Annotated in this window: 19 protein-coding genes and 1 pseudogene; 1 reads left to right on the plus strand and 19 read right to left on the minus strand. The window is 27.7% G+C overall.

The window, feature by feature from the left end; all coding sequences use genetic code 11:
• Positions 1-97: 97 nt before the first annotated feature.
• The 6 genes from CM240_RS18235 to CM240_RS17685 all read right to left on the minus strand — a co-directional run bounded on the left by CM240_RS18235 (position 98) and on the right by CM240_RS17685 (position 6,381).
• A complete protein-coding gene (locus CM240_RS18235; protein ID WP_084485630.1) occupies positions 98-202 on the minus strand; it encodes an RICIN domain-containing protein in 105 nt (34 codons plus the stop codon).
• A 577-nt stretch (positions 203-779) separates the two neighbouring features.
• Positions 780-1,145 carry a hypothetical protein gene (locus tag CM240_RS15690; RefSeq protein WP_044040464.1) on the minus strand — a complete coding sequence of 122 codons (366 nt, stop codon included), beginning with the start codon at positions 1,143-1,145 and terminating at the stop codon, positions 780-782.
• A 643-nt stretch (positions 1,146-1,788) separates the two neighbouring features.
• Entirely contained in the window at positions 1,789-2,541 is a 753-nt protein-coding gene (locus CM240_RS18165; RefSeq protein WP_084485551.1) for an RHS repeat-associated core domain-containing protein, read from the minus strand.
• Between the two features lie 326 nt (positions 2,542-2,867).
• A complete protein-coding gene (locus CM240_RS15695) occupies positions 2,868-3,269 on the minus strand; it encodes an Imm44 family immunity protein (protein WP_044040465.1) in 402 nt (133 codons plus the stop codon).
• Positions 3,270-3,285: 16 nt separating this feature from the next.
• Entirely contained in the window at positions 3,286-5,889 is a 2,604-nt protein-coding gene (locus CM240_RS15700) for an RHS repeat domain-containing protein (RefSeq protein WP_051483900.1), read from the minus strand.
• A 342-nt stretch (positions 5,890-6,231) separates the two neighbouring features.
• A complete protein-coding gene (locus CM240_RS17685; protein ID WP_162148699.1) occupies positions 6,232-6,381 on the minus strand; it encodes a hypothetical protein in 150 nt (49 codons plus the stop codon).
• A gap of 348 nt (positions 6,382-6,729) precedes the next feature.
• On the opposite strand from CM240_RS17685, the gene CM240_RS15705 reads away from it, so the two are divergent.
• Entirely contained in the window at positions 6,730-7,377 is a 648-nt protein-coding gene (locus tag CM240_RS15705) for a CatA-like O-acetyltransferase (protein WP_044040466.1), read from the plus strand.
• A 131-nt stretch (positions 7,378-7,508) separates the two neighbouring features.
• On the opposite strand, the gene CM240_RS17030 is transcribed toward CM240_RS15705, so the two are convergent.
• The 13 genes and pseudogenes from CM240_RS17030 to CM240_RS15765 all read right to left on the minus strand — a co-directional run bounded on the left by CM240_RS17030 (position 7,509) and on the right by CM240_RS15765 (position 19,206).
• Positions 7,509-8,417, minus strand: coding sequence for a GNAT family N-acetyltransferase (locus CM240_RS17030; protein ID WP_051483901.1), 909 nt, complete (start codon positions 8,415-8,417; stop codon positions 7,509-7,511).
• Positions 8,418-8,584: 167 nt separating this feature from the next.
• Positions 8,585-8,761 (minus strand): annotated as a pseudogene (locus tag CM240_RS18240) (IS701 family transposase); the annotation flags it as partial.
• A 110-nt stretch (positions 8,762-8,871) separates the two neighbouring features.
• Positions 8,872-9,414, minus strand: a complete 543-nt coding sequence (locus CM240_RS15715; RefSeq protein WP_044040467.1) for a hypothetical protein — start codon at positions 9,412-9,414, stop codon at positions 8,872-8,874.
• Between the two features lie 88 nt (positions 9,415-9,502).
• Positions 9,503-9,763, minus strand: a complete 261-nt coding sequence (locus CM240_RS15720; protein ID WP_044040468.1) for a CD3324 family protein — start codon at positions 9,761-9,763, stop codon at positions 9,503-9,505.
• Between the two features lie 28 nt (positions 9,764-9,791).
• Complete coding sequence (locus tag CM240_RS15725; protein WP_044040470.1) at positions 9,792-10,835, minus strand: hypothetical protein; 1,044 nt, start codon at positions 10,833-10,835, stop codon at positions 9,792-9,794.
• A gap of 116 nt (positions 10,836-10,951) precedes the next feature.
• Entirely contained in the window at positions 10,952-12,214 is a 1,263-nt protein-coding gene (locus tag CM240_RS15730) for an SGNH/GDSL hydrolase family protein (protein WP_044040471.1), read from the minus strand.
• Positions 12,211-13,209, minus strand: a complete 999-nt coding sequence (locus CM240_RS15735; RefSeq protein WP_051483902.1) for a Gfo/Idh/MocA family protein — start codon at positions 13,207-13,209, stop codon at positions 12,211-12,213. Before CM240_RS15735 ends, CM240_RS15730 begins: the two co-directional genes overlap by 4 nt.
• A 16-nt stretch (positions 13,210-13,225) precedes the next feature.
• Positions 13,226-14,398 carry a radical SAM/SPASM domain-containing protein gene (locus CM240_RS15740; protein WP_044040472.1) on the minus strand — a complete coding sequence of 391 codons (1,173 nt, stop codon included), beginning with the start codon at positions 14,396-14,398 and terminating at the stop codon, positions 13,226-13,228.
• A 15-nt stretch (positions 14,399-14,413) separates the two neighbouring features.
• Positions 14,414-15,496, minus strand: coding sequence for a glycosyltransferase family protein (locus CM240_RS15745; RefSeq protein WP_044040474.1), 1,083 nt, complete (start codon positions 15,494-15,496; stop codon positions 14,414-14,416).
• Between the two features lie 30 nt (positions 15,497-15,526).
• Positions 15,527-16,852 (minus strand): ATP-grasp domain-containing protein, encoded by a 1,326-nt coding sequence (locus CM240_RS15750; RefSeq protein WP_044040475.1) that lies wholly within the window; start codon positions 16,850-16,852, stop codon positions 15,527-15,529.
• Between the two features lie 27 nt (positions 16,853-16,879).
• Positions 16,880-17,113 (minus strand): acyl carrier protein, encoded by a 234-nt coding sequence (locus CM240_RS15755; RefSeq protein WP_044040476.1) that lies wholly within the window; start codon positions 17,111-17,113, stop codon positions 16,880-16,882.
• Positions 17,114-17,134: 21 nt separating this feature from the next.
• Positions 17,135-18,058: a 3-oxoacyl-[acyl-carrier-protein] synthase III C-terminal domain-containing protein gene (locus CM240_RS15760; protein WP_044040480.1), complete on the minus strand. Its 924-nt coding sequence runs from the start codon at positions 18,056-18,058 to the stop codon at positions 17,135-17,137.
• A complete protein-coding gene (locus CM240_RS15765; RefSeq protein WP_044040481.1) occupies positions 18,055-19,206 on the minus strand; it encodes a glycosyltransferase family 2 protein in 1,152 nt (383 codons plus the stop codon). The genes CM240_RS15760 and CM240_RS15765 overlap by 4 nt, the downstream gene beginning before the upstream one ends.
• Positions 19,207-19,216: the final 10 nt, after the last annotated feature.

Consider the following 19,216-nt stretch of genomic DNA (forward strand, 5'->3'; position numbering starts at 1 on the left):
CAATAAAAAAAGGTCCGTACAACGAACCTCTTTTCTCATTTTTATAAAACATATTTTAATATTTACACCTACTTCTAATACAGCCATTATAGAAATTTTAATCAACTTCTACAAATATCCACTGTTGATTATATCCACTATTATCAGTCCATTGAACTACTGATGCACCATTAGCTGTTGATGATTCACTAACATCTAGAATTTTAACGTATCTTTAACATCACCAGTATAAGTTTCTTCATTTTCTCCGCTACTTATCTTTTAGATACTTTATTTTCTACATTATACTGTTCAATTTTTCAAATGTACGTGACGTACATTGTATTTTTATGATTCAAAATATATACAATTCTAAAATAAATATAACAAATCATTTTACTTTTTATCTATTACATATTAATTTTTTGCTTCCAAATTTCTAGCAAAATTAATACCGCTAGAATTTCCTTCGCTTTCAGTTTTCTTTAGTTTTTATTTCACTATTTTGTAAATATTCCAATATAAGAAAAAGATTAATGCTCCAATTTCTGAAACATTTATCCTTTTAACTTCTTTCACTGCATTATTAGATTTATGTAATGAATATTATTAATACTTTTATTTAGCTTACATCATATAACTATTCTCTATTTTACTAGCTTTTTAAGTATTATATTTTAAACAGTCAGCTATATGCTAAAAATATATTGAGTTATATTTCCATATTTAATTCTCACAATAACTTTTTCTCTACATTCTTCTCAAGTACCAAAAATATCTATACAATTATTAGATATCTTTTAATTATTACCATTTAATAATTCTGCATAAACAGTTAAATACTTTTTTTTATAATAACATTCACATACTTCAGCTGGATAAAAACATTTACTCTCTTTACTTTCTATAAATCTTTCAATTGCATACTCAATTTCGTCTTTATCTATCTTAATTACTATTTTATTGTTACCAAATATTATTTCATTCATATCATTATCTTGAATAAACTCTAATCCGATAGTATCTTGATTTACTTTATTATTAACTTCTATTATCCCATTTTTCATATGAATTGTATCTTCTAATACTTTTATTAATCCCTTAGAACCCTCTTCATCAAATTCTATCTTTAATGACAATTCACTCTCTTTATTAATATTTATCAATTTTATCCCCCTTACTGCTATTTTAATAGAATATGTATATTTTTAACAACCTCAAATTTATTACCCTTAGAGATGTTTGTGAATTACCTATTATTTTTCCTATGTTTCCGCTTGGATTGTTTTGAAATTTCGGAACTTCTGAATCATATATTACTGGTAACTTATTTTCATATTTTACAGGTAAATTATTTAAGTTGTCTACATTCTTCAAATTTTTACTTATATCTTTTACATTATCTATTTTGTTTGTTATTTCACTTTTGTTACCTATATTCTTTATATTATCTAACTTCGATAAGTCTTCTAACTTATTAACAGTTTTTACTGCATCTATTGCCTTACTTCCTTTAGTTGCTAAATCTTTTACTGTACTTACTTATTTTACTCCATTCTTTAATGTCTTATAAGTATCTTTTGCTTTCTTTGCTGCACTATATGTTTTTTCTGCCTACTTTTCAGCTTTATATGATTTTTTTACCTTTGATGCTTTACTCGCTGTCTTTGCTACTTTTGAACCTGCTCTTACTGCTGCTCCTCCGCCTGTTGCAACTGGTAATAAAGCACATCCTATATCTTCCCCCAGTGATACCCAATTTGATATACTTTTCGGATTCTTGCATAATTCTACTATATCATATCCTATTCATACCATATCTAATATTGTATCAATAATATGTCCTGTAGGATCATCATATATCAATGGATTGTTATGGCAATAAGTATATAAGTTCAAGCTTAACGGATCTTTAACATCACCAGTATAAGTATCTTCTTGTAAAAATCTTACCACTGTAGGATCATACATTCTTGCATTTAGATAATATAATCCTGTAGCTTCGTCATATTGATATCCTGCGTATCTTATTGGATTATCTGCTTCTCCACTACTTTCTACTATTTCTCCAAAGGCGTCATAGTAGTATGATGCTACTTCTTTTCCTTCACCATTTACAAGCTTATTTACATCACCCTGTCCATTGTATAGGTAGTATAAGTTTTCTCCATTTATTGTTCTTGAGATTAACTTACTTCCATATACACTTCTAGCTTTTTCGCTATTTTCTCCATCTACTTCTAAGATTACTTTGTCACCTTCGTAAAGGTATCTTATTACTTTATCGTTAGATGTTTTTGAATCTCTATATCCTTCACTGTTGTAGCTATATGTTTCATGAACTCCACTAGCTGTATTTATTTCTATTAGTTGATTATATACGTCGTAGCTATAAGTTGTTATTCCTTCGTAAGTTGTAGTTCCATCTACATAAGTAGTTTCTACTTTTGATAATTGGTTTCCATTACTATCATAAATATATTTTACTACAGAATCTCCTACTTTTTCTTCTATCTTTCTTCCAAAGATGTTATAGATATATTTTGCTATAATACCACTTATATCTACTTATCTTCTTGGATACTTTACTTCCCACATTCTTCTGCTCATTATTTCAAATGTACGTAACGTAAATTACATTCTTAAAATTAAAAGCATATACAGCAATGAAATAAATATAACAAATCATTTTATTTTTTATCTAACTATCTATATTTTAATAAAGAAAAAAGATTAATGCCTCAATTACTGAAACATTAACCTTTTTAACTTCTTTCACTGCACTATTAGAATGACGCGACAAAATTTATTACCATTTCTTACTTTATTAACAATTTGTTGCATTGACTTTTTAAAGTTATAAAGCTCATTTTTTATCCACATCAATTCTAAATGTACTGTTCCTTTTCCAAAAACTCTAATAAATCTTTTTGAAATCTATCATAATCCAATTTCCCTTTACGACTAATAGCTTTTACGGATTCTAAAATGTTTTTAATAATTAACCTACATTTATTATCAATATCTGATTTAACATACTCATCAAAATCTATACTTTTCCTAATGTCAATTACTCTATATTTTATTCGATAATTAATACTATTTCTCCATTTAGAATCCACATCCAAATCTTCTGGTGCAATTACTGGGGTTATTGCTACAATATCAATAATATCGCTATATTTCTTATCTTTCATAAAGTTTCTTATTTCTCTACACATTCTATAAACCTCATCATCAATACCATAAATATCCTTATAATATGATGGTGAATTAATATTTAAATCCATATTACCATTCCTCCGTTTACCATCTACTTTTATTTAATGGTGGCAGCATTTTATATTTATTATAATAATACACAATCATATCATGTTGCCAATTATGTATATCTGCTTTACTACCACTTTCCAAAATTTTCATTGTAGCATTATTATTATCTAAAAACTCTTGTGTATATCTAGTGTTCGGATGTATCGTCTCTCCAAATTTTAATATTTCTCCAGTATCTTTGTCAACTAAAGCATATCCATAATTAGTATTTAGATTTGATAATGAATTACCATGAGAACCTATAGTTGTAGTTTTCCCTCCAATTCCATTAGCATCTTTATATTGTTTCCATGCATCACTCATTCCAGCATTATCATATTTACCTGCATTTGCTGATTGGAATTCATTCCAACTCATTGTTTTAGGGTTACTTCCCCCCTTAGTACCACCAATACCATTAGACTTCATATATCCCAAAGGATCATTTTGAAACTTAGCAAAATCTTCATTATATTCTACTGGTAATCTATTTTCATATTTTACAGGTAAATTATTTAAGTTGTCTACATTCTTTAAATTGTTACTTATATCTTTTACATTATCTATTTTGTTTGTTATTTCACTTATCTTATCTATATTCTTTATATTATCTAACTTCGATAAGTCTTCTAACTTATTAACAGTTTTTACTGCATCTATTGCCTTACTTCCCTTAGTTGCTAAATCTTTTACTGTACTTACTGATTTTACGCCATTCTTTACTGCCTTATAAGTATCTTTTGCTTTCTTTGCTGCACTATATGTTTTTTTTACCTTTGATGCTTTACTCACCGTCTTCGCTGCTTTTGATGCTTTCTTTCCTTTACTCGCTGCTTTTGCTGCTTTTGATGCTTTCTTTCCTTTACTCGCTGTCTTTGCTGCTTTTGAACCTGCTCTTACTGCCGCTCCTCCACCTGTTGCAACTGGTAATAAAGCACATCCTATATCTGCCCCCAGTGATACCCAATTTGATATACTTTTCGGATTCTTGCATAATTCTACTATATCATATCCTATTGATACCACATCTAATATTGTATCAAGAATATGTCCTGTAGGATCATCATATATCAATGGATTGTTATGGCAATATGTATACAAATTCAAGCTTAACGGATCTTTAACATCACCAGTATAAGTATCTTCTTGTAAGAATCTCGCTACTGTTGGATCATACATTCTTGCATTTAGATAATATAGTCCTGTAGCTTCGTCATATTGATATCCTGCGTATCTTATTGGATTATCTGCTTCTCCACTACTTTCTACTATTTCTCCAAAAGCGTCATAGTAGTATGATGCTACTTCTTTTCCTTTGCTATTTACAAGCTTAGTTACATCACCATGTCCATTGTATAAGTAGTATAAGTTTTCTCCATTTATTGTTCTTGAGATTAACTTACTTCCATAAACACTTCTGGCTTTTTCATTGTTGTCTCCATCTACTTCTAAAATAACCTTATCACCTTCATAAAGGTATCTTATTACTTTACCGTTAGATGTTTTTGAATCTCTATAGCCTTCGCTATTATAAGTATATGTTTCATGGACTCCGCTGGCTGTATTTATTTCTATTAGTTGATTATATACATCATAGCTGTAAGTTGTTATTCCTTCGTAAGTTATAGTGCCATCTACATAAGTAGTTTCCACTTTTGATAATTGGTTTCCATTATTATCATAAGTATATTCTACCATTTCAGAAATAATATTATTTATTGACGTTCTAATAGAAACTAGTCTATTTCTACCATCATAACTATATGTATTTAATGTTGTTTTACTACTTTCTGTTACTGTTTCACTTGCTCTATTTCCTGCTTCGTCATAAGTGTAGCTAGTTACTTTTCCTGTTGGTTCAGTTACTTTCCATAGTCTGTTTAAGCTATCATAAGCATAAGTTGTAATTCCCTTACAATCTACCTTTGTTAAGATATTTTTAGCTCCATCATAAGTGTAGCTAAAGCTTTCTATTACTGTTCCTTCTGCATTTTTATTTTCTAATAGCTTTAATGTATTATCTTCATTATAAGTGTACTCTTCAGAATATCCATTTGAAAGTGTTACTTTTTGAAGACTTCCATTATCATAGTAGCTATATTTTGTAATATCTTCTCCAGCTCTTACTTCTACTAGTCTTCCTACTTTGTCATAGATTTTAATAACTTTATTTCCTTTTGGATCTATTGTTATTTCACCATAGTATCCATCTTGTAAGTTTTCTATTCCTTCTGTTACATCATAATCATAAGTAGTTTTTCCTATATAAGGTACTGTTTTTGAAGTTACGCTATTTAACTCATCATAGGTTCTAGTTGTAGTTCCTTCACTGTTAGTGATAGTTAATATATTGTTGTTATTATCATAAGTATATTTTACTACAGAATCTCCTACTTTTTCTTCTATCTTTCTTCCAAGGATATCATAGATATATTCTGCTACAACACTGTTTCTATCTACCTTAGTTTTTAATGAACCATCACCATAATAAGTATAAGTTTCTTCATTTTCTCCGCTACTTATCTTTTTAGATACTTTATTTCCTACATTATATTGATAAGTTGTAACATTACCTTTACCATCAGTTTGAGTTAACATGTTTCCATTACCATCGTATGTATAACATGTATTTTCATCGATGCCGTTATTGCTTACTGTTACTTTTATAAGTCTGTTTAAATAGTCATATTAATATTTTGTAATATTTCCATTACCATCAGTTTTACTTGCTGTATTTCCTACTTCATCATAACTTTCATATGTTGCTACACCTATTGCATCTATTGTTTTTATTACTCTCTTGTTTTTATCATAGAAATATTGTTTTACATTACCTAATGCATCTATTGATTTACTTTGAGTGTCATTAATATTGTACTCTAGTTTTTCAATAGTCTTGCCATTTGCATCAATCTTTTCTATAACCCTGTTTAATGGATCTTAAACATAAGTTGTTGTATTACCTAACCAGTTAGTTTCAGTTAATTTATTACCATTTTTATCATAGGTGTAAGATGTTTTTTGTGTAACACCATTACCATCACTTTCTGATAATGCTTCACCTACTAGATTGTATGTTGATGTTGTCACTGTTTTTTCTTCATAAAATCTACTTATTATTTAATTAAAATATCATATATAATAACTTGTTTTCATATTTTTCCTTTTGACGAAAAAAGGCAGCTTTTGTAGCCGCCTTTTTTTATTTTCTCCTTTATAATTGGGTGTTTATTTAGGATACTTTTAGTTTAAAAAAGAAACGATTAAAACTAAAAATTTAATAGTACATAGTACTATATACAACATAACTATACTATGATGAAGGAATTTAAAAATAGAATGCCAATATTTATGTAATATTTTTATTTTTATGGGATAACAACCCATAATTAATGTATAATAAAAATATCAAACTTAAATATAAGGAGAGAATAAAGGATGGGATTCAATGTAATTGATTTGAATACTTGGGATAGGAAAGAACGTTTTAATCATTTCTTTAATAATGCAAAATGTACATACAGTATAACTGTTAATATTGATATTACAAATCTTTATAATTACACAAAAACTAATAAGTTGAGATTTTATCCAACCTTTACATGGATTGTTTCAAAAGTTATAAATAATTATAAAGAGTTTAAAATGGCATTTGATGAGAAAGGTAGATTAGGATTTTTTGATGAGATTGGTCCAAGTTATTCTGTATTAAATAATAAAACTAAGGTAATGAGCGATTTATATACATCATTTAATAATGTATTTGCAAATTTCTACATGGACATGGAGAATAGTTTAAACAAATATAAAGAAAATGCTAATTTTACTACAAAGTTTCAAAATAACTTTTTCATTGTTTCGTGTTTACCTTGGTTTACCTATACATCTTTTAATGTAAATAATGAAGGAAGTACTCCTTTTTTATTTCCTATGGTAACATGGGGAAAGTATTTTAAAGAAGATAATAAGATCATTATGCCATTAACTATTCAAGTTCATCATGCAGTTGCTGATGGATACCACTGTTCATTATTCTTTTCTGATGTAAAAGAAATATCACTAAATCCAGAGAAGTATTTAAAATAACCTAAATTTAATATATTGAACTAAACCAGAGCCTTATTATTAAATCTTATATATCATGTAGAAATGTATCCTTTTATATGCTCCTCTTTCTGGAATAAAGAACTCATATATCTAAGTAGCTTTATATTTAATTACAAATACTTTGCTACTTGATAATAATGAGAAGATTTCTTAAATCCAATTGTATAATAAAAATCCATATCAGATATTACAATTGCTCTTTTAGCGCCCAAATCTGCACATCGATTCACTGCTTCGTAGATTGCAGCTTTTGCCAGGCCTTTTTTTCTGTATTTAGGTATTGTTGCGACAGGCTCAATATAAGCTGTTTCATCACCAGGTGTATACCAAATACCACAATGTGAAGCCCATTCTCCATTGGAAGACTTAATAAGTATTTTTAGTGAGTCATTCCAATGTGGTTCTCTAAATGCTACTGAATCATATGTGACATCAGGTTCTTCTTCTCCTTCATGATCAAATCCTTTATACAACAATTCAGCATATTTTTCATAATTCTTTTCAGTATCGAATGTTGCCACTGAAAAACCTTCTGGAAGTGAATAATTGTATTTATCATTTGCATTACATTTTAACTCCAAGATATCCTCTGGATAACCATCCATAACAAATCCCTTATCTTTTAAAAATTGTACTTTTACAGTATCTTCATCTTTAATTACTGTTTTTACCCAGTATCCATTTTCACACCACTTATCGGTTTTGAATGTCTTTTCAGCATACTCATACATGTCATTATAAAGATGTTCATATCCTGGTTCGCATAGAAAATAGACAGGTGGATGATCAATGTCAAAAATAACTACTCCTACTACTTCGTCCTCTTCTACCCACATTCCTATTAATGGTAATAATTCTGGATTGGTATAATCATGGTTGAGCATCCAATCAAGTCTGCCAATATGCCAATTTTCTTGCAATCCATTTCCAGTGTACTTTTCAAAAAAATGAGAAAGCATCTGATAATTTTCGCTAAATCGTTCTCCATTCGAATAATTTAAAAACTTAATTTTCCCCATAATTTTTCTCCTTTACGTTTATTTTTATTATCAAATGATTATTTCTAGTCAAAAATAATATCTAAATCTTTTTCTGACAAATCTATTAAATCATCAGCTTAATTATCCTCAATTATACTGTTACTCTTTCCTTCCTCAGTCATTGGAAAGAACACAGAAAAGCATCCGATAGTATTTTTATCATAAATATCTATTGAGTAAGATAACACTAGTCCATCACAAGAAATCACTGATACTACAATTTGATGACTATATACATTTTTACCTTTTAAATGTGAATTGTGAAATCCACATTTCTCAATTGGATTTATATCTTTTTACGAGGAATTAGTTTTTTCTGAAACATTTATGTATAGTTCCTTGTTGTGTTGAAGCTCAATTATAACAAGTATTTATCATAAATGTTTTTTTATTTTATTCATTTGTAAAATTATTTAAGTATTCTTGTACTATTTTATACTCTTCTTATTAATTGGCATAAATCAGTATAATGATCTATCTCCTTATTATTTTTTACTATAAAGGTAATAATTTTTCTTAAATCCTCTTCCAAAAACCATATCCTAGGAAGAAAAACCACATTTTTTCTCTTCCTATCCTTTTTATCCTTTAAGACAATTTGAATATAAGTAAAAGGATTTTTGTACATTGATTTATCTTTAATTTCTTTGATGTCAGAAATTTTTATTATCTTTCTTCTAAAAACTTTACTTATCTTAACTTCTTCACTATTATATTCTATAAAAATATTGTTTGAGAATATCATATAAATTGCTCTGATACAATATACAAAGGCCAGTAATGTCAATGTAATAAGTATAACTAATATAAAGCACTCTTCAAAATCATAGTTTTTTTCCCTTAAAGTAATTACAAAAGATATTGTAGCCATACTCCAAAAAATACTACCTATAATCATCATTATTGTATATGAATTTATTTTTCTTGGGTAAATTATCTTATTGTTACTCATTAACTCATCACATCTCTTCTTCATAACTAAATCTCTCCTAATACAAACCCATTTGTTATCTTATTACAAAAGATACACTATAAGTTATTTTAACTCACAGTGTATCTTTTTACTACTTCTTATAAATTATCTTCCTAATAGTTTCCACAGATAAATTGAACTCTTCTGCTAACTCCTCTATAGATATACCTACCTTGAACTTTTCACATATTTTCTCATTTCTTTCTTCATAATATCGTCTAGCGCCAGAACCTTCGCCCCATTTTTGTCTTTCCTTCACTTGTGGAATATAAATTGCTTCCCCTGATGTATATTTTTGTATTTCTCGCAATAGCTTGTCCGGCAATATCTCTGAAGCATTTCTATATTTCATAAATATCCCATCCTATATAAAAAAAGTTTTATTGTTGTTCTCTTAAAAATTCATCAAAGGTACTATATTTTCTTAATTGAACATTATGATTCTTTATCTCAGAGACAATATATTCTTCTATCTCTTTACTACATTTAGCAAAATTACTTAAATCATTATCATCAAAAGCTCCTAATAGATTCATTGGTTTAAGTCCTGCTTCTTCAGACAAAATATCAAACTCTATTTGTAAATAGCATCCCCATGAAAAAGCCTGCTCAATATTATTATTTTCACAAGCATATTCAATACGTCTAAAAGTATATCTACTTTCTTCATACCACCCTGCAAGTTCATCAAAGTTATAACTTTTTAATACTCTTTCTACCTTAAATTCATCAAAGAAATCCCTTGTTTCTTCTAGTATGTCGTGAGTTATTTGTAATATCTTTTCAATTTCTTTAGTCTCCATTATCTTTTCATAGTTTTCTATAAAATTTCTTGGCACCTTTTTTAGTTCTTTGATTTGACTAAGTCTTTCTCCATAACCATAGTCATTTTTCATATAAGTTCCATTAATTATTACTATAGCCTCACATAAATACTCAATAATTCCTCCTGCTGCTTTTCTTACACTACAAAGTGATTTTTCAAACATCATAGTCTTATAAATATCCATTGCAAAATTTATTTTTTCTAATGACTTTTTATAAGCATATTCTTTGTTTTTTAGATTATTGTATAAAGTCTTTCTTAGTATTTCAAAACGTTCTCTATCTGCCTCATTTCTAGCATATAAAATTTCGCTATCTGCTAAACAGAAAATTATTCCTTCATTTAATGCTGCTAATCCTTCTACCCTCTCCCAAGACATAGGAAATAAGTCATAGCCCATATCATCAATTATAAATGTTCTTGCAAGACCATAACCTCTATCTGTTGCTGGAATAAAAAAGTCAAAAGCCATTTCTTCCCCGTCACTTGGTATCTTACATGCACCTTTTCTTCCTAATAATAAACTAACATCATTTTTATATTCATTTTCTATTTTCTTAATAGCCCAGTTAATTAAATCTTTATCTATATTTTTCATAAATTCTACCTCACCTATTTATTTCTAGAATAACAGCTGCTTTCTATATCTTAATTTTATAGAAAAAAAAGACAGCTCACAATGCCGTCTTTTTTTCTAATATATTTTATACCTTTTTAATAATCTATATAGTTATTAAGTAACTCAGTAAATTCTACTGATCCTTTATAGTTTAAGTGCCCAGAATCATAATAATAATCTCTATTAGCATAAAGTTCCTTATAATCTTTAAAATCTAACACAGTAAACTTAAAATTTTCTCTGAAAATCTCTAAAGTTCTATAAAAACTTTCCTTCCAAAATTTCTCTTGCTTTTGCAAGTATAATTCCCTTTCATTATATTCTGGTATTAGCACAAGATATATTTTTATATTCTCATTAATTTCATTTAATAATTTAAGTATCTCTCTAAATACTGTTCTATTTTCAGCTAACGTTTTACTAAATTGAAATGTTTGTAAACTACTTGGAGTTTCAGTTCTTTTTAATTCTTCTATTTCTTCATCACTGATTATCTTTTCTCTATCTTTTCTTAACGGAAAGTCAACACAATAATCTTTATATATGTTTATATCTTTATAATCAAAAGTAACATCCATTGTATTTCTATCGAATAATTTATTAAAAATCTCTAATTGATACATCTTATCTTTATCCTGCAAAGATATCTTTTGGTTTTTTTCATACATTTCTTGTCTCTTATCTAACTCTTCCTGAATTGTTCCTGTAAAGTTCTTATTATTATCAAAATTATGCTTTTCATCTTCTCTATAACCACTGTTCTCATAGTACAATACTGCATTATTAGTCATCGAAATATCATAATTAAAATAAGTATATGTATACATATCAATAATAGCATATTTAATATTTTTAGCTTTTTCAGGATATTCATAAACTAGAGTTTTTAATTGTTTCAAATTATAGTATAAATCTTGCATTGGCATTGCTAAATTACAAAACTTCTTATCTAGATATTTGGGATTAATATCAATAGCACCATGACTTATTCCTAAAATTATACCTTCAATATCATTTCCCATATTCGATAATATTCTATGACTTCTCTTTAATGGTAAATCTAATAAAAATGTACATTGCTCCTTATAAACTGAAAAGAACTTCAATATTTTATTCTTTTCTATTCCAGCTTTTATTAATTTATTATTTATTTCTTCTACTCTATTCTCGCTCAATGATGAAATAATAATATAATCAAAATCAGTATCTTTAATTTCATCTAATTTAATTAAGTTTTTATCACTATAAACACCTAATCTATAAAAATCATCACAATATCCTACTATCTCACAATTACCTCTTAAATTTCTTTCAATAACTTTTCTACTACGATCCAAACCATATATTATAACTTTCATATTTTTTCCCCTTTATTCACCTTATCATATGCCTTCATATAAATGTTCTCACTTGTAGTAACTATACCTTTCATAGTTTCATAAGATGTAGTTTCTATCTCGCCTTTTAATACTCTAACAAAATTAATTAATTGATTTTCATAAAAATTCTCTGGTGGAAGTTCAATTTTCTCTTCTCCATCCTTTGAAAAAATTTCTATGCTAAATTTTCTTTTTCCAACGTTACAAGCAAAAAAGTTTGGAACTATTATTTTTCCATTTTCAAAAATTAATATATGATTAGCTTGATATTCTTTTTCAAAAGAAGCTAAAAGTTTTGACTTAGTACCGTTTTGAAATTTTACATTTGCTATAAATGTAGAATCTATTCCATTTGGTCCATTAAACTCTGATTCACCATCATAAGAAACAATTTTTTCTATACCCAATATCTCATCCAAAAATTGTAACCAATATATTGAAACATCAAAAAAACATCCACCACCGTACTCTAAGTGAGCTCTATAATTTTTATTTAAATCATAACTAGGTATAAATGTTATATTAGTTTCAATCTCTAAAATCTTTCCTAATTTTTCTTCTCTTATAAAATCACTAATATATTTTTCCCAAGGATGATTACGTATCATCACCGCTTCCATAAGTTTAACATTATTATTTTTACAAACCTCTATAATTTCATTAATTTCCGATGTTTTTGTACAAACTGGTTTCTCTACTATTATATCTTTTTTATGCTCTGCTGCCTTTATAATAAATTCTCTGTGCAAATGATTAGGCAAACATATATAAACAGCATCAATATTTTCATCTAAAAACATGTCATCATAATTTTCATAAACATTTGGTATTTTAAACTTTTTTCCATATTCTTTTGCTTTCTCATATTTTCTAGAGGCTATTCCATAAATACATAAATCACTAATTTTTCTTGATGGCCAAATCATTGAAAGATATACTAGGTTAGAACATCCAACTATTCCTAAATTAATCATCCTTAAATCCCCTACTTTACTTACCATGTAGATATAATAATATGCATTTTGAACATATAGGCATAAGTCCACAGCCTATTTTTTCTCTACATTTTGTTATCGTATCATTATGCCATATTTCTTTTACTGTACCTTCATTTATGTTACCAACCTTAAATTCTGGAAACATCTTGCACATTACTACATTTCCGTTAGCTTCTATATTCATTCTATTAGACATAGCAAGACATGTTGTCCTATTTTGAGCCGGAAGTTCTTCTCCCATTGCAAATGGTCTTATCTCATCGGGCTCAACTGCCGGTTGTATCCTTATTCTTATTTTCCAAACCCTATTATTAATTTTCTCTAACTCTTTCTCCAAAGTATCTATAAGATCACTATTTAAACTATATGTATAGGAATGCCAACTAGCCGTACCTTTCTCATCTAATGTATTGAGCCAAGCAAAGTTCTCTTTAAAATATATATCCATTTTATCTGCTGTTTCCTCTGGTATATACCATGGAAAACAGAAATAAACTGTGTTTACACCAATTTCTTCGAAATACTCCATAAAGTCATATAGTTTATCTACCATTTCATCAGTAATAACACAATTTACAGATATTTCTCCTTTATATATCCCTTTCTTCTTAAGATCCACTAACATCTTTATGTTTTCTATAACCTTATTAAATGTACCTTTTCCTCTCACATTATCATTTTCCACTTGGAAACCATCAAGGCTTATTAATAAAGCTAAAGTATCAGAAATCTTTAATATAGAATCTAACTTTTTATCAATCATTGTCCCATTAGTACATAATACTGTCCATCTTTTATCTTTTGATAAAATATCTACGAACTTGTCCCAATTACTATAGCAAAAAGGCTCTCCACCCCAGATATACATGTTTGATTTTCTTTCTTTTGTTTCATCGAAAATTCTTTGTAATACATCTATATCTATTTCACTTAACTGCTCTTCTTTATCTAGTTTTGTACAGAATCCATCTTCACTCCACTCAAAACAATGTTTACATCTTAAATTACACTTATATGTTAATTGTATTCCAACTTCATCTGGCACTTCTGTAGCATACTTAGTATTCATATGTCTTTCTTTATCTGTAACAGACATATTTCTTATAGTTCTTTTTAACCTATTAAAACTCTCTTCATCAAACTTAATTTTAGTTTTTGGTTGCATAAGTATCCCACCCTTTTACTTTAAATTTTTATATAATTCATCAGAATACCGATTTCTTTTTCCTCTTGCCTTACGCAAGTTATTATATAGTTCTTCCAGTATTTCCATCTTATAATTTATCTTTTTAAATTCTTCATAACTTATTCCAAAACCAAGTTCACTCCATAAATCTGCATTTTTTTGTTCATGTTCTCCAAATGGTTCTAATGTAATTATTGGAGTTGCAGCAGAAAGTGAATCAACTAAAGTAGAACCACCGGGCTTACTTATTACAGCTTTCACGTTTCTAGTAATATCATAAAGTCCTGGATATTCTTCTTTAAATTTAAACTTCGGTTTTTCATTGTATTTTACTTCAGCAAATGGTGGAAATTGATATAAGCCATTAGAACTCTTCATCCAAGGAGACCATCTTTCATCAAGAGCGTAGTATTTGTTATTACTATCTTCCTGTATTTCAGCTACACTATAAGCTACAATACCTAAAGGTATTCCATGTTCTATAAGCTCAGGTATTTTACTTTGATATGTACCCATTCCCCATCCACCACCATGGATCAAAAGTCTATTCTCTCTTTCTGAAAAAGGAATAGGATCATCTTCACTGACAACTATATCTTGAATAAGCCTCTTTTCATCATAACTAAAAAGATATTCACTTGTACAATACTCTGGATTTATATTCACCTTTTTCCATGATGGAGACATATTACTGTCTATATGAAGACAATGACACTTTACCTTTATATCAGGAAACTTTTCTATATATTTCTCAATAACTGAAAGCCAAAAACCTGACACTACAACAAATTCTTTTATGTTATTTTTTCTCCAATAATTAAGTAGTTGATTTAACTCTTCTTCTCCTACTGAATCCATTATATCTCCTGCTATTTTTTGCCCCATCTTTGCTACTTTAAAGCTCTTATGAAATGCTTCTTTATTCTTATTAATTTTATTCTTCTTATTTTCTACTATAAGATTTTCAATAACAAAGACTTCAGAAGATACTCCTTTTTTATTAAGATCTCTATTAACCAATAAACCTGGTATGTAAACCCCTAAGGCTACTCCGGAACACAATATACCAACCTTCATAAATGCAGATCCTTTCTATTAATATTTTTACTAATTATACACATTTATTGATAGTCTTCTAAAAATACTTCTAAGTTCATTTTCAATATTGGCTACTTCGCTAATACTTTTAGTGGCTATTGATAAATAAAAACGACCTTTATATAACTTTTCATCATTATACTCTTTATCAATATCTCTATTTATAAACATAGTATTAGCTGACATTGGAATAATTCCTGATTCTCTATATGGATAAAAAATTAATCCTTCTTCATCTAAATATTTAAAAATTTCACTAAAATTTATTTTCCCCTTATATCCAATTTTAAAGAAACATAAATGACTCTTTAAACCAAATTGTTCTAGATATTCATCCATAGCATTATTTATAAATCCCATAGATTTTCTTCCGTTAATCTCGATAATAGGAACTATGTCTCCATTCTTAAGAATCATAGAATCTACACAAACATCTCCAAAATATCCATCATTATACAATGCTTTGCCTACATCTTTCATCATATCGATGTAACCTTGATCTTTAAGCCAATTAATAAATTTTTCATCAGCTCTATAAGAACCACCATAATTAAATTTGAAGTTTAACATTTTCTGAACACTTACTAATGAAAAGTTACCATTTTCATCTATAGTAAATTGACAAGAAAAATCTTCTTCCTTCTCTAAAAAAGGTTCCATTATTAAACTTGTTTTTAGTCCTTTTTTCTCCTGAACTTCAATAAACTTTATAACCCTATTTAATATAACTTCAGAATTTACAAATAAATTTCCTTTTCCAGATACACCATAAGGCTCTTTTATAACTACACCATTACCTTTGTTAATAATTTTGAACTGCTCTAATATTTCATTAGAATTGGTTATAATAACACCTTCATAATTTGCCTTTAACTTTTTGTTTAGTTCGTATGAATACACTTTAGAATTAATTTTTTTTATAATATCACAATTAATATCTTTACACTTTATATTTAATAACTCCGCTGCTTTATCATAACTAGGTATAATAGAATAACTAGATAAAACTGTATCTTTATCTATATACTCACTTATTTCATTCAAGGCTTCTTTATTTGTGCATATTTCTTGGAAAATATTCTTGTCACCTTCAATATGTATATTATCACTACAACTAAATTGAAATCCTATACTATTTAAGTAATCTTTTAGATGATTATTAAACTTAAATCTAGTTATTAATAAATCACCATTATCTAAAAATGGAAACATAAGCTCGTCCATACATAGAATAATGTTATTAGAGGTGCTATCATTTATTGATGGAAGCTTAGTATAACCTTCTATCTCCCAATATTTCTCTGAATTAAATTCAGCTGCTACAACATGATTCATATCTTATAATACCCTTCAATTAAGATTTTATAATGCTTCTAAGAATGTAACGAATGTATTTATACTTGAAAGATTTGAATATTCCAATCTTTCAAAATTAATTTCTTTTTTAAATTCTTCTTCAATCATTAAAAGAAAATTTATCATTTCTAATGAATCTAATCCAACATCATCAATAATGCTTGATTCCCCTGTTAATGTATCTTTTAATTTTTCATCTTCCTTAATATCTGCTAATATTTCAATTATCTTTTTATCCATTTTAAACAACTCCTTAATATTCTAATTATTTTCAAACAAAACAGCTACATATGTTAAATTTGAACCTATAGCCCCTGATGTGATAAGTAAATACTTTTCTCCCAGCCCTATCAATTTAGCATCATAAAAATCTTTTAGATTTATAATAGTATCTACATCTCCTATATGACCACATCTTGAAATATTTCTAACAAAGAAATTTTCATAATTAATTCCTAAATTTTTTGCATCTAATTTTGACAACATCTTATTTAGATTTTGAGGAATTATATATTTTATCTCCTCTAACTTCACGTTATTTTTTCTAAGTAGTTCTTCTATCGTTGTTTTCATATAAAAAGACGCATTTGTTTTTTGTAGCTCTGTAAGCTTTGACATATCTAATATATTTGTCGTCCTTTTAAAACTTCTAGAACAAACATCAATAACTTTAACATCACCTTTTTTTTCCAAAACCATTATTGCTGCTCCATCACCTAATAATGTTACATTTTCAACTCTTTTTTTAACATCATAAGCTCTACTAAAAGTTAACATCAGTATTTTCTTACCCCTGTTACTACATATAAGGGCATCAGCTAGCTCCATAGATGATGAAACAGTAGAACACTGCTGATTTACCGGAATAATTGCTGCTTTATTGATATTATATTTACTTGCTATTTCATGAGGTATAGATTCTGCTTCCCAGAAAACTCTATCAGCTCCATTACAAATAATATAATCAATATCTGCTACCTCATTACCACTATCTATATATCTTTTCATTAATAAATCTAGCATCTCAAAATTTGATAACTGATACTCTACAGCAACATTTTCTAATCCTCCAAAATCTAAAAGAGACTTACTATTTATTTCTTCATTATTAATTTCCGATAATAAATTCTTTGCCTTTTCATAAGATTCTGGTAAATAGTAATCTAAATAACTAATATTTATCATACTAATTCCTCCATAAGTCTTTTATCATATTCACGTTCTCTTGCTTTCTCTTCTTCTAAAAATATTTCCATATCTTTTTTATTCAATCTTCTAGACATTGGGTAATATAAAATTGTTCCATCAGTATAACCTAAAAGTTGAATCCATATATCTAAATTAGTTTCTTCTACATAATCATGTACAATAACTTTTGCCATTGGCATATTTGATAAAATAAGAATAGCATCTTTCACCAGTTGAAGATCTTTTTTATCTCTAAATTCTACGACATTATTAGAAACTTCAAGCTTTTCTAATAGCTTATAAGCTTTACTGTCACCTTCTAAAAATCTATAAGCACTTTTCTTATTCATATTTAAAGCCTTAGGATGTTTACTTATAAAATAATCTATATTTTTCTCATAACCTGGTATCTTTGCTGCTGAAATTATAAGATCATTTCTCATTCCATGATATTGATGATATACTTCTAATTTATTGTTGATTACTATTTGAATTTTTTTCTTGTATGCAGAATATCCAAATTCAATATCTTCTATGCCCCACTCTTTAAAATTTTCATCAAATCCTCCAATTTCCTCTAATGTTTCTTTTGTAACTGCAAGATTGCAAGAATAGCAAAGTAACCAAGGACATAATGACGCATTTGCATTATAAGAAGATGACTCATACATAAAATATCTGCTTTCAAGCATTGGAAAATTTTCTTTTTCAAATTTATATTTTTCATAAATTTTTCCTGTAGCAATATCATCAAATTCAATACTTTCATTAAGCATAAATCTATTTCCTAGTACTAATATATCCGATGCTACACTGAAACACCTATCCAACTCTTTTAAATAATTTCTTCCAACAATTATGTCAGAATCTATATAGGCAATTATATCGCCATCAGCATTTTTCCATCCATGATTTCTAGTTCTTGCTCTACAAGAGTCCTGATTTCTCTCAAGATAATAATACTTTAACTTATAGTTTTTATTTATTCCTTTTATATAACTATATGTATCTACACTAGACCCATCATCTACTACAACAACCTCATAATCATTCTCATCATAACCTTCTTGATAATTTAATGCTTCTAAGGTATTTCTTAACAATTCTCTGTTGTTATAGGTTGGCATCACTACTGTAAATTTCATAGAAATCCCT

Origin of the sequence: Clostridium bornimense (assembly GCF_000577895.1) — a bacterium.
Classification (GTDB): domain Bacteria; phylum Bacillota; class Clostridia; order Clostridiales; family Clostridiaceae; genus Clostridium_AN; species Clostridium_AN bornimense.

Coding starts and splice junctions, on each gene's coding strand:
- CM240_RS15695 (WP_044040465.1), bottom strand. CDS start 3,269: ATGGATTTAAATATTAATTCACCATCATATTATAAGGATATTTATGGT.
- CM240_RS15700 (WP_051483900.1), bottom strand. CDS start 5,889: ATGTTAACTCAAACTGATGGTAAAGGTAATGTTACAACTTATCAATAT.
- CM240_RS15705 (WP_044040466.1), top strand. CDS start 6,730: ATGGGATTCAATGTAATTGATTTGAATACTTGGGATAGGAAAGAACGT.
- CM240_RS17030 (WP_051483901.1), bottom strand. CDS start 8,417: ATGGGGAAAATTAAGTTTTTAAATTATTCGAATGGAGAACGATTTAGC.
- CM240_RS15715 (WP_044040467.1), bottom strand. CDS start 9,414: ATGAAGAAGAGATGTGATGAGTTAATGAGTAACAATAAGATAATTTAC.
- CM240_RS15720 (WP_044040468.1), bottom strand. CDS start 9,763: ATGAAATATAGAAATGCTTCAGAGATATTGCCGGACAAGCTATTGCGA.
- CM240_RS15725 (WP_044040470.1), bottom strand. CDS start 10,835: ATGAAAAATATAGATAAAGATTTAATTAACTGGGCTATTAAGAAAATA.
- CM240_RS15730 (WP_044040471.1), bottom strand. CDS start 12,214: ATGAAAGTTATAATATATGGTTTGGATCGTAGTAGAAAAGTTATTGAA.
- CM240_RS15735 (WP_051483902.1), bottom strand. CDS start 13,209: ATGATTAATTTAGGAATAGTTGGATGTTCTAACCTAGTATATCTTTCA.
- CM240_RS15740 (WP_044040472.1), bottom strand. CDS start 14,398: ATGCAACCAAAAACTAAAATTAAGTTTGATGAAGAGAGTTTTAATAGG.
- CM240_RS15745 (WP_044040474.1), bottom strand. CDS start 15,496: ATGAAGGTTGGTATATTGTGTTCCGGAGTAGCCTTAGGGGTTTACATA.
- CM240_RS15750 (WP_044040475.1), bottom strand. CDS start 16,852: ATGAATCATGTTGTAGCAGCTGAATTTAATTCAGAGAAATATTGGGAG.
- CM240_RS15755 (WP_044040476.1), bottom strand. CDS start 17,113: ATGGATAAAAAGATAATTGAAATATTAGCAGATATTAAGGAAGATGAA.
- CM240_RS15760 (WP_044040480.1), bottom strand. CDS start 18,058: ATGATAAATATTAGTTATTTAGATTACTATTTACCAGAATCTTATGAA.
- CM240_RS15765 (WP_044040481.1), bottom strand. CDS start 19,206: ATGAAATTTACAGTAGTGATGCCAACCTATAACAACAGAGAATTGTTA.